This is a genomic window from Ferruginibacter lapsinanis, assembly GCF_020783315.1.
GTDB classification, from domain to species: Bacteria; Bacteroidota; Bacteroidia; order Chitinophagales; family Chitinophagaceae; genus Ferruginibacter; species Ferruginibacter lapsinanis.
In genome coordinates, this window is record NZ_CP086063.1 from 2,890,318 (window position 1) to 2,903,737 (window position 13,420).

The following is a 13,420-nucleotide window of genomic DNA, read 5'->3' on the forward strand; positions in this document are numbered from 1 at the left end:
AACCTATTTAAACAGTGGAATCCCATTTTCCAGAAACATTTTTGTATACCCTTTGATATACCCTTTGCGCCATGAATTTCCTGCCTTGATGTTCAACAGATCAAGATTAGGAATATCATCAACAAATACAACCGCAGGTTGCTGATTGAATTGTTTTGGATCAAACAATAAAGAATCTATTGGTACCGGTATACCTCCATGCAAAAGAGGAGAGCGTAAATTATTAAAGTCGAGTGAGGTTTGACCTGCAATGAACAAACAATTACGTTCATCTTCTTTTCCGGGGGTTGGTAGAATGTATGTATGTAGGCCAGCAGCGGTTAATGTTTTGTATACTGATCTACCGGGTATACCGATATCTCCGGTTAAAAAGCCATTGAAATTTACTGCGATAAAACCATCTTTATTTAATAGTTTTTTTGCTTGCAGAAAAGTCTCAGAAGTTAACACATGCGCAGGCGGTATATCACCTTTAAAAACATCAAAAAAGATCAGGTCATATTTATTTGTTGTCTTCTCAATATAATGCCTGGCATCATCAATAATGATCTCTACGTTTGGATTCAATGAAAAATAATCCTGCGCTACATCGGAAATTCGTTCATCCAACTCTATCGCATCGACAGAAAATTTCAGGTTACAAAATGTGTTGGCTACAGAGCCGCCACCTAATCCTAATAATAATACCTTTGAGTTTTCAGGTAATTTACTTGCTATAGCCGATGTAAAACTTATATAATTCCAGTTAGAAACTCCTGTTCTTTTATTTACAAATGTTTGTCCCATTCTGTTTACAAAAAGGATCCTGTCATCTGTTTGTATGCTATGTATATTATCCTGTTTCACTTTATGAACATCAGCAACCAACACCTGACCTAGTAACCCTTCTGAAAAATATTGTATTTCAACATCTGGAGATGATTCTTCTACCTTTTTTACCGATACAGAAAATAATAAAGCCGCGATGAATAACAATGCGATATACTTTTTTTGCATGATCAATTTCACAAAAGGAACTATTCCAACAATAAATCCGATCCATATAGATGGAACGGTAAGTCCATAAGCAGGAATAATAAAAAAGCCGATCAAAAACAAAGCAACAATCCCACTAATAGATGATATCGTATATACAGTGCCGGTAGTTTTTCCACCATCAGCAACCTTTGCTGATAAATATCGGATCAATAGGGTAGGCACCATGCCGAGAAATAACAACGGAGGCAAAACAAGCAACACAGATACAATCACCAGAGCAGAAACAGTATCTGTAGCGTTTTCAAAAGCAACAACAAGATGTTGTGATAGATAATGAAGTAATAACAAAAAAACAGAAGCGATCAACAGCATCCAGAACAAGATATTCAGTTGAACATATTTATCCCCTAAATAACCTCCTAAATAATAGCCCGCCGCAAGACTGATCAATGTAGCACCAATGACCGCTCCCCATACATATAAAGATGAACCAAAATATGGAGCCATCATTCTGGCAACAATCAATTCTATAGCCATCACTGCAGCTCCTTCCAAAACAGCAAAAAGATAAATACTCCGGTTAGCTTTTATTATAATAGTCTTTGAACTTTCCAGTACTACAACCGACTCTGCAACAATCATTTGCTGATCAGCTTTATTACCAGAGATCAAACGGATGATCAAATACAAAACAGGCAATACCGCAAGTGATACAGCCGCAACAATAGAACAATACTTGAGCCCTTTTTCAGGTATAAGATAAAAACCGAATAAAAAGGTCACAATTATTCCTCCCAAAGTAGAGGTAAAATAAACCGCCCCTGCAGTTTTACCCAATGTCTTTAATTGTGCTGTCATAAGTCTTACCACCATTGGGCCCACAATACCAAAGCAAACCATTGGAGGAACGAGTAACAAAACTGATGCTATACATATTCCGGGTAGTAACCCTATATTCTTAGTAACAGCTATAGCAAAAGATGCTGTGTACGGCAACGCATAAACTAAAATAGCAGCAATGCCTAAAATAGTAAAAAGCAGTTCTTCTGAAGGTCTTTTTTGTGAAAATATTCCTCCTAAATAATAGCCAAGACTTAGCCCCAGAACAGTAATACATAAAACTGCTGTCCATACATAGAGGGAGGTACCAAAAAACGGAGCCATCAATTTTGCTCCCATCAATTCTACAGCCATCAATGCGCCACCTTCGATCAGCAATACTATAATAAACAACCCGATTTTTTTCATCATAACGTAATCTTTGTTTTCCCGTCTTTTGATTTTATTTCCAAAATTATATTTTAATAAAGTAATTGCATTTTTTCTACTTTGATCAAAATTATTTAATATCCTTTATTTACTCTTGCTAAAACTACATGCGTAAAATTTGCATAAAAAAAATAATTGCTTTTGTGCAATTATTTATAAAAAAAAACGTTAGCACTTTTTGATAGGTTTGACAGTTTCGGCGTATTGTTCTCTTTTAATGTAATTGTATTAATTTACATTAATAACAAATGCATTATATAGCATTTAAAATAACAATACCTTCGTTTTAGCGACTTTTTTTACTAATTTTATAAAACTAACGAGTTTATAAACACTATGTTAGCAATATTTTATAGAAAATAGTTAATTCAGTTGCAACTTTACTGAAACAGTCGTTCCTTTGCGTATAAACCTAATCCGTAATTGTCTTAAATGGACAGCATATACTAAAGGTGCGTAACAGTCCTTTATCTTCCATTCCTCTGAATAATCAACAACCATTTATTGCCGTATTATCACTTGCTAGAAATATGTAAGATGTCCGGATTATATCCGATTTACACATAACATATCGCTGACAGTGCCACAAATAAATTAAACCTAATCTACAAGTTGAAAGCCTGTAGTATTTTATTATTTTGAAATAGAATATTATGAATATTTTTACCCTATCTCTATTGAAAAAGCCTTCAATACCAAGTTGGCTTATATATTTTTCTAAAACTCCCAGATTAGTTATTCTTCTGTTGACATTTTTGCTGGTTTTGTTGTCGACAAAATCGAAAGCGGGTGGTACTAATAATACCTGGGATGGTTCATCAAGTACCAACTGGTCTACAGCAGCAAACTGGTCTACCAATTTGGTTCCGGTAACAGGAACGGATAATATTATCATTCCCACAGGTTTGGCACGTTACCCAGTTTTAACCGCAAATTCTGCTTGTAGGGTAATACAAACGATGGCAGACGGTAGTTCTATCGGGGGAAATTTTACACTTACACCAAGTGCTAATAGCAGTATTGCAGTTACGGGGACAGCAACTATATCTTGTATACTTGCCGGGACAACCACTTATACGAAAACCGGGACAGGTACATTGATACTCTCAGGAGCCAACACTTACTCAGGTACTACCACCATTACTGCCGGAATATTAGCTTTAGGTGCCAGCAATGTACTACCATCTACACAAGTGATCTTAAACGCAGGTACCTTTAGTACCGGAACATCAGTGGGATATACAGAAACAGTAGGTACATTGGATTTAAACGCCACTTCGACGCTTAGTTTAGGAACTGGTAGCCACACTCTTACATTTTCCGCCAGTGATGCAGTTGCATGGACAGCAGCTACAACACTAACCATTAATGGTTGGACTGGAAATTATACAACAGGCGTTGCTACGGGAGGAAGAATTTATGTAGGAACAAGCAGCTCAGGTTTGACCTCTACTCAATTAAGTCAAATTCAATTTTTTGATGGTGCTAACACTTATGGAGCAATCATTTCATCGTCTGGAGAGATACTACCTGACCCCAATCCTCCTAGTGCGTTAAGTTATACTACACCTAATGTATTTACTAAGAATGTAGCCATCACTGCATTAGATCCAACTGTAACGGGTTATGTAACTAGTTATAGTGTAAGCCCTTCTTTACCTACCGGATTAAGCTTAAATACATCTACAGGAACAATAAGTGGAACTCCAACGGGAGCCTCACAAAATGCAACAAATTATACTGTTACTGCAACCAATGCAAATGGCAGTACTAATTTTGTTATTTCAATTGCTATTGGAGCAAATATAACCAGTGCGGCTACAGGGAACTGGAATGCAACAGGAACCTGGACCGGCGGGGTTGTTCCTATTTCAGCCGATAATGTTACTATCCTTGGTGCACATACAGTAACAGTAAATGTTACGAATGCCGCTTGTGCGTCATTAGCCGTTGCTCCGGCAGCAGGCGGGCTTGCCAGATTAAATTTTTCCGGAACAACTCCATCACTTACGGTAACGGGTACTGTAGATGTTGGTACTAATAGTGCAAATAATAACAGAGCTGGTATCATTACTTTTACCAGTGATGCTACATTAACTGCTGGTGCTATTCGTTTGAATAAACAAACAAATGGTTCAAATAGTGGAGTAGTGATGACGGCAGGAGGGCAATTGAATACAGGTTCAATATCAATCGGGACATTAGCTACGGGTGCAGCTTTTGACTGGACAATGGGAACTGGCACAGTTCAATTAACAGCTAATAACACCTTGCCTGCAACCATAGTAACTACATTTAACAATCTTAAAATAAACTCTGGCTTCACCACCACCAGTGGAGTTAGTTTTAGCGTAGGAGGAACTTTGACCGTTGATGGCACACTGACTCCCGGTAATACAGCGCATATATTTAGCGGAGCAGGTACTTTAACAGGGGCAGGTACAATTAAAGTCAACCTTATATCTGCTACAGCATTAACCAGCCAATATACTATTACTACCAAAACACTAACAAATCTCACTGTTGATTATTCAGGAGCTGGCAATCAATCTATTGCAGCTACTCCAATTAATTCTACAAATTATGGCTCTTTGGTAACAAGTGGCGGAAGTGGAACAAAAACATTGCTGGGTGCTGTTACTGTTAATAATGATGTATCAATTGGTACAGGTACCACCTTAACTGTTTCGGGAAGTAACTATGCGATAAATCTCGGAAGAGATTGGTCAAATTCCGGAACCTTTACTCAGGGAAGCGGAACCGTAACATTTAACGGTACGACACAAAATATTCTTGGTTCAACAACTACATTCAACAATCTTACGATTAGCAGTGCTACTTCTACAACCTTAGGGGTAAATACATCAATTGCTGGTGATCTAAATGTTACATCGGGTATATTGGATCTGGCAACTTTTACAGCAAACCGTACTGCCGGAGGTGGTACACTAACACTTGCAGCCGGAACTACTCTGAAGATCGGAGGAACTAATTCTTTTCCAAGCAATTTTACTACCAAAACATTAAATGCAACCAGTACTGTTAATTATTATGGAACCAGTCAAACTATTGCAATACTAACATATGGTCACCTGATCTTAAGTACCAGTGGAACCAAGACACTCGCATTCTCTTCCAATACATTAACAGTGGCCGGAAACTTTAGTCTTTCAGGCTCAGCTGCAGCTACCTGTACGGGTACCGGAGCTACTGCATTAATGGCTATTACCGGAAATCTTTCATTGACAGGCACAAGTTCTTTAACATTACCAAACGGTACAGCCGGAACAGTTGATGTTACCGGAACAGTTTCAATCGGCAGCGGTACAACATTTGAACCAGGAACAGGTAGTGCGTATACTTTTGGCAATACATTTACTGTAGATGGTACATTCCAAAAAACTACAGGAATAGGAACAATTGATATAACTGGATTAGTAAATGTAAGTGGAACCTGGAATGTTACAACAGCTACCACATTTACTTTTAGAGGAGGAATAACTAATACAGGAAGTTTTACTGCCGGCTCGGGTGTACATAGATTTATAACTAATGACCAGGCTTTAACAGGAAATTTTACTATTGCAAATGTATCAGTGAATACAGCCGGAAAGACATTAACGAATAATAACACATTGACCGTAAGTACAGATCTTTCAGGTAATGGAATTTTGTTACAGGCTACCGGTAGCACCTTAAATATTGGTGGGACATCGACTATTACAACGTTGAATGCATCTACTAACACCAACACAGTTAATTATACAGCCGCAGGTTCGCAAACAGTATATTCTACAAACTATAGTAATTTAGGCATTAGTGGTGGCGGAAATAATGTGAAAACATTGAATGGCAGCAATACCGTTAGTGGCACATTGACCATTGCTGCATCTACAATCCTTGCTTACCCTGCAACAGCACAAATACTAACGCTTTCCGGAACAGGGACTAATACTTTGGTAAGCAGTGGCACTATTGACATGAGTGCTTCTAATGCAGCGCATGTTTTACAAATTGCAGCTACAAGCATCGCTTCTTTCGGTTCGCTTACTAACGGTACAGGTAACACGGTCGAGTATACAAAAACTACAGGTGGGCAAACGATAAGTCCTGTTACATTTAATAACCTGTTATTAGATAATACCAGTGGTTCAAACACAACTGGTGGTAATATCACTGTAAATGGTACATTAACTACTACAAGCGGTGGTTCTTTAACTAACAATAACATACTTACTGTTACTACAGCTCTTTCAGGGGCTGGTACTTTGGTACAAGGAGCAAGCAGTACGTTAAATATTGGTGGTACGTCCGGTATCACTGGTTTAGATGCATCTACCAATACCAATACGGTTAACTATACTGCTGCAGGTTCACAAACAATCAAGAGTGTTAACTATAGCAGTTTAGGCATCAGTGGAGGAGGTGGTAATGTAAAAACATTGAGTGGTAGCAATACAGTAAGTGGCACATTGACCATTGCTGCATCCACAGTTCTTGCTTACCCTGCAACCGCACAAACACTAACGCTTTCCGGAACAGGTACTAATACTTTGGTGAGCAGTGGTACTATTGACATGAGTGCTTCTAATGCAGCGCATGTCCTTAAAATAGCGGCAACCAGTATCGCTTCTTTCGGTTCACTTACTAACGGTACAGGTAACACGGTAGAGTATACAAAAACTGCAGGTGGACAAACGATCAATTCATTAACATACTATAACCTGTTATTGGATAATACCAGTGGTTCAAACACAACAGGTGGTAATATCACTGTAAATGGTACATTAACTACTACAAGCGGTGGTTCTTTAACTAACAATAACATACTTACTGTTACTACAGCTCTTTCAGGGGCAGGAACTTTAGTACAAGGAGCAAGCAGTACGTTAAATATTGGTGGCACATCCGGTATCACTGGTTTAGATGCATCTACCAATACCAATACGGTTAACTATACTGCTGCAGGTTCACAAACAATCAAGAGTGTTAACTATAGCAGTTTAGGCATCAGTGGAGGTGGTGGTAATATTAAAACACTAAATGGCAGCAATACAGTAAGTGGTACATTGACCATTGCTGCATCCACAGTTCTTGCTTACCCTGCAACCCCACAAACACTAACACTTTCCGGAACAGGAACTAATACTTTAGTGAACAGTGGTACAATTGATATGAGTGCTTCTAATGCGGCTCATATACTTAAAATCGCAGCAAGCAGCATTGCTTCTTTCGGTTCACTTACTAACGGTACAGGTAACACAGTTGAATACACCGTAACAGCTGGTGGACAAACAGTTAGTGCTGCAACTTACAATCATCTCTTATTAGATAATACCAGCGGATCAAATACAGCTGGTGGTAATTTAGTTGTAAACGGCACCTTGACTACAACAGCAGGCGGTACTTTAGATATGGGATCGACAGCAATTTTATCCGGTACTTTATCTACCATTGCAAATAACGGTACTATTAAAACAGCTGTTCCAACAGCAACCAGTGCAACACCTATTCCAACAGGTAAAACCTGGAATGGAACAGTTGAGTATTCAGCTGCAACAGCACAAACAGTAGTAGCAGCTACTTCGTATAACAATCTCACAATTACAGGCGCAAGTGTAAAATCATTAACTGCCGATAATACGATAAATTCAGTTTTAACGATAGGTTCAGGAGCAACACTAGCCTTCCCTGCATCCGCACAAACATTAACGCTTTCCGGAACAGGGACTAATACTTTGGTAAGCAGTGGCACTATTGACATGAGTGCTTCTAATGCAGCGCATGTTTTACAAATTGCAGCTACAAGTATTGCTTCATTTGGTTCGCTTACTAACGGTACCGGTAGTACGGTAGAGTATACAAAAACGGCAGGTGGACAAACGATCAATTCATTAACATACAATAACCTGTTATTGGATAATACCAGTGGTTCAAACACAACAGGTGGTAATATCACTGTAAATGGTACATTAACTACTACAAGCGGTGGTTCTTTAACTAACAATAACATACTTACTGTTACTACAGCTCTTTCAGGGGCTGGTACTTTGGTACAAGGAGCAAGCAGTACGTTAAATATTGGTGGTACGTCCGGTATCACTGGTTTAGATGCATCTACCAATACCAATACGGTTAACTATACTGCTGCAGGTTCACAAACAATCAAGAGTGTTAACTATAGCAGTTTAGGCATCAGTGGAGGAGGTGGTAATGTAAAAACATTGAGTGGTAGCAATACAGTAAGTGGCACATTGACCATTGCTGCATCCACAGTTCTTGCTTACCCTGCAACCGCACAAACACTAACGCTTTCCGGAACAGGTACTAATACTTTGGTGAGCAGTGGTACTATTGACATGAGTGCTTCAAATGCAGCACATGTATTACAAATTGCGGCTACAAGTATCGCTTCTTTCGGTTCACTTACTAACGGTACAGGTAACACAGTAGAGTATACAAAAACTGCAGGAGGGCAAACAGTCAACGCAGCAACATATAATCATCTTTTATTAGATAATACAAGCGGATCAAATACAGCTGGTGGTAATTTAGTTGTAAACGGCACCTTGACAACAACAGCAGGCGGTACTTTAGATATGGGATCGACAGCAATTTTATCCGGTACTTTATCTACCATTGCAAATAACGGTACTATTAAAACAGCTGTTCCAACAGCAACCAGTGCAACACCTATTCCAACAGGTAAAACATGGGATGGTACAGTTGAATATGCCGCTGCAAGTGCTCAAACAGTTGTTGCTGCTACTTCTTATAATAACCTTGTTATTTCAGGTGCCGGGGCAAAATCTTTAACTACCAATATAACAACAAATTCAGACCTGACCATCGCTGCCGGTACACTCGATATTGATGCTTACACCATCGACAGAGCGACTGCAGGTGGTACACTAACAGTTGCCAATGGAGGAACATTGAAAATTGGTGGTACAAATACAATTCCAGCTAATTATTCAACTCATGTAATTGGTAGTTCAAGCACTATCGAATTTGCCGGAGGAAATCAATCGATCGTTACGCTTAACTCATCTCAACCTTATGGTAATTTAACCTTGTCTGGTTCAGGTACAAAAACATTAAGCGCAAATACGTTGGTTGCAGGTAACTGGACACGTAATTCAGGCCCGGCTTTTAATCATAATAATAAGTCTGTAAGTTTTGTTGGAGCAAGTAAATCAATTATCACTGCTCCTGCATCATCGGTAAGAGATATCAACGGAGCTAGAGGAGGTGAAACGTTTTATGACATTTACATGAGTAAAACAAATACATCAGATAGTCTTCGTCTTTCCTCTAATATTACAGTTGAAAATGAGATCGGTTTTGTAAAAGGAGCATTCAATTGCGGAGTGGGTGATGTGACCATTGTTTCTAATGTGAGCAAAACTGCACGTGTGGCGCCTATTGGCAATATCAGCAATGTATCAGTAAATTATAGCGATACCGGTAAATTTATCATCCAACGTTTCTTACCAATAAACCCTTGGTCAGATGCTCGTAGATGGAGATTATTGACAGCTCCTGTAAGTTCATCATCTACCAATGATATTACTATCAGCAGAGCATGGCAGGAAGGTGCTAAGAATACAACATTATCTACACCTGTAGATCCTCAGCCCGGCTTTGGTACTACCATTACAAATGGTAATACCGGTGCTGCTGTTGCTAACGGATTTGATCTGGGTAATACAGCTAGTCCATCAATGTACTATATGAGTCCGGGACTATCTCCGGCATGGGTTGCACCAACCAATACCAATGCAACCAATATCAGTGCTCATGAAGGATACATGGTATTTGTAAGAGGACATAGAGGTGTAACCATAAGCAATCAGTTTGCAACACCTGATAAAACAACGTTGGAACCAAAAGGAAGGATAATCATTGGTGATACTACTAAATCTATTGTAGCTGGTGTTCAGGTAATTGGTAACCCATATGCATCTGCTATTAATTTCAATAACATGTTATACAATGGTGTAGCACCAAATACACCTGCAGGTTTAGGATTAACATATTATTTGTGGGATCCCAAATCTCCGGGAGCATACAATGTAGGGCAATGGATCACCTTCTCAAGTAATGGAAATGGTACATACTCTATTACACCTACACCGGTAAGCTCTTTCTCAGATACAGGTTTAATTGAATCCGGAGCAGCTTTTGTGATCAACTCTCCATCAGCAGGTACGTTGGTAATTCACGAATCAGATAAAGTAGGAAGCAGCAGTACAGTAGGTATTGCCAGTCGTCCGATTGCAAGACCACTAGCAACGCCAATTCCTAAAATGGCCGTAAATATGTACCTGGATAATGGCGATGGCACTAAATCAATAATGGATGGTGTATCTGTGTTATATAGTGATAGCTATAGAGATATAGTAGATATCCAGGATGCGGTAAAAATTTCAACTTTCACCAGCAGAGAACGTGTAGGCATTGTTAAGCCGGGCACTATGTTATCTATTGAAAGAAGAAAAACACAGGATACAATTTTCTTAAGTCTAAACAGAATAAACACTGCCGGTCATCAATTGGAATTTATTTCTACACTTACAGATTTAACCACAGAGGCATTTTTAGAAGATAAGTATTTACAAACTACTACTAAATTAACGGCTAATGCCACCACGCTGTATAATTTTTCTACCACTGCAGATGCAGCTTCCAGCGATACATCCAGGTTCAGAATATTATTCAGACCTATCGTTCCGCTTCCTGTCAAATTCAGTTCTGTTAAAGCGTCACAACAAAACGAAAATATAGCAGTAGAATGGAAGGTAGAAAATGAAACAAATGTTAAGTCATATCAGATTGAAAGATCTGCAGACGGAGTTCATTTTAATAAAGTAAATACAACAACTGTAAATGCTAACAATGCAGGTGTATATAATTGGTTTGATCTATCTCCAGTTAATGGCAATAACTATTACAGAATACGTATAGAAGATCAGGCTGGTGCAACAACATATAGCCAGATAGTAAAAGTAACACTTGGCAATAAAGAAAACTCAATTACGGTATTAACTAATCCGATTGAGAATAATATTATAAGCCTGCAGTTCAATAATCAAATAGCTGGTGTATATAAAATAAGATTATACAATCTAACCGGACAAATGATCGACAGCAAAACTGTTGCCGGTAGTGGTGCTAGCTGGAACGAATCATTCTTACTAAACACAAACTTGTCAAAAGGTGTTTATAACCTGGAAATAAATACTCCGGCAAATGAAAAAGTAGTTCAAAAAATTCTTGTGAGATAATTTTCTCGCTGAGATATAAAAAAAACCGTTATTTATATAACGGTTTTTTTATGTTTATATATTAACAAAATGGTTTAAAAAACCAGTTTGATCATTTAATGATTTGTTAAAAACGATGGCATCGTTTGCGTAAATAGTTTCGTTAAAATCTTTATTGGGCATCATTTTGGTAGTAATTTGGCAACGTTTTTAAATGCTAAATAATCTTAGCTATAATAAATTGTTTGCCGAATTATGAAGTTTAAAATTTACTTACTGTTATTAGCATTGATACAATTTGCTCTTTGTAAAAATGCCTATTCAACAACTTATTATGTTTCTACCACCGGTAATGATGCTAATGCCGGAACTTTAGCGGCTCCATACTTAACGTTGGCAAAAGCTATTTCTAAGGCAATTGTTGCAGGGGATACAATTTTCGTAAGATCAGGGACTTATCCAACTTCAGCTACAGTATCTATAACTAAAACAGGTACAGCCGCTAAGCATATCGTTTTGTCTGTTTACCCACCCGATATGGTAAATGCAAACTCCCGTCCTGTTTTTGATTTTTCTGCAATGCCGGTAGCAAGTGGCAATATCGGAATTAAAATGGGCACATCTTCAGTGGCAGTAGGGTATTGGGATATTTACGGCATTATAATAAAAGGTGCAGGAGATAATGGAATGTTACTTCAAAATGGAGTACATCATACAAAAATTGAATTTTGTTCATTTACCCGTAACCGTGATACAGGTTTACAAATACGCTCAGGAACAAATCGCTGTTTGATCCTCAACTGCGATTCTTATGAAAATGCCGATCTGGGTGCCGGCACTACAACCCTCGGAGGAAATGCCGACGGCTTCGCTCCAAAATTAGATATAGGGGATAGTGTGATATTCAGAGGCTGCAGAGCATGGATGAATTCTGACGATGGCTGGGATGGTTATCTTAAATCTACTTCCACTTATCCTGACGGGATAACCACTATTGTAGAAGATTGCTGGGCATTTCACAATGGATATTACTGGTTAGATGGATCAACTACTACATCGGAAAATGGCAATGGATTTAAAACTGGTGGAAGTGACCTGAAAGATGAAGCTCATAATTTTGTATTGACAAAATGTTTATCCTTTAGAAATAAAGCAAAAGGATTTGACCAAAATAATAACGCCGGTTCAATTTATGTATATAATTGCTCAGCGCACAGCAATGGAGATGTTGATTATGGATTTAAAAGTACTGGTGTGACTTATGCTTCTGGAGCCGTTTTGGTATTAAAAAACAATTTATCGCTTGGATCAAAAGGGGTAGCTATCAGAACTGCGGGAACAACACCAACGAGCACTCCTGTAGACAGTAGCGGCAATAGATTTGTAAAAAGCACTACCAGTACAAATTTCATTTCATTAGATTCGGCCGGAGCCACCGCAATGCGGAACCTTGATGGCAGTTTGCCTTCTTTTACTAATCAATACATGCATTTGCAAACATCGCCTGCGTCTTCTTATATTGATGCCGGAACATCTTTATCATCAATTTTCTATCATGATGCAGCAAATGGGATTCCTTATAATGGAAGTGCATTAGATATCGGTGTATTTGAAACAGTTCCTGCAGTTGTTTCGTCAACCTATACGTTTAACGGCAATGGTAATTGGAATGTAGCTGCCAATTGGTTGAACAGCAATATGCCGCCCGCTACCGTAACATCTGGCAGTCAAATAATTATTGATCCTTCTCCGGGAGGGCAATGTATATTGAATATTTTCTACAAAGTAGCTCCGGGTGCCACATTAACTGTTATGGCGGGAAAGACACTGGTAGTTCAGGGAGATCTTACCGTTGTGAATTAATACAAACACTGTCACTAACATCCACCAGAAAAACTATAATATAA

General features: G+C 38.5%; 3 protein-coding genes. 2 read left to right on the forward strand and 1 reads right to left on the reverse strand.

The window, feature by feature from the left end; genetic code table 11:
• Nucleotides 1–3 precede the first annotated feature (3 nt).
• On the reverse strand, nucleotides 4–2,229 hold the full coding sequence (locus tag LK994_RS12170; protein WP_229760359.1) for a fused MFS/spermidine synthase: 2,226 nt from the start codon (nucleotides 2,227–2,229) through the stop codon (nucleotides 4–6).
• A gap of 671 nt (nucleotides 2,230–2,900) precedes the next feature.
• Here LK994_RS12170 and LK994_RS12175 point away from each other — a divergent pair.
• Together LK994_RS12175 and LK994_RS12180 are read left to right on the forward strand one after the other, a co-directional pair.
• Nucleotides 2,901–11,534, forward strand: a complete 8,634-nt coding sequence (locus LK994_RS12175; RefSeq protein WP_229760360.1) for a hypothetical protein — start codon at nucleotides 2,901–2,903, stop codon at nucleotides 11,532–11,534.
• Nucleotides 11,535–11,768: 234 nt separating this feature from the next.
• A complete protein-coding gene (locus LK994_RS12180) occupies nucleotides 11,769–13,376 on the forward strand; it encodes a right-handed parallel beta-helix repeat-containing protein (protein WP_229760361.1) in 1,608 nt (535 codons plus the stop codon).
• Nucleotides 13,377–13,420: the final 44 nt, after the last annotated feature.

Coding starts and splice junctions, on each gene's coding strand:
- LK994_RS12170 (WP_229760359.1), bottom strand. CDS start 2,229: ATGATGAAAAAAATCGGGTTGTTTATTATAGTATTGCTGATCGAAGGT.
- LK994_RS12175 (WP_229760360.1), top strand. CDS start 2,901: ATGAATATTTTTACCCTATCTCTATTGAAAAAGCCTTCAATACCAAGT.
- LK994_RS12180 (WP_229760361.1), top strand. CDS start 11,769: ATGAAGTTTAAAATTTACTTACTGTTATTAGCATTGATACAATTTGCT.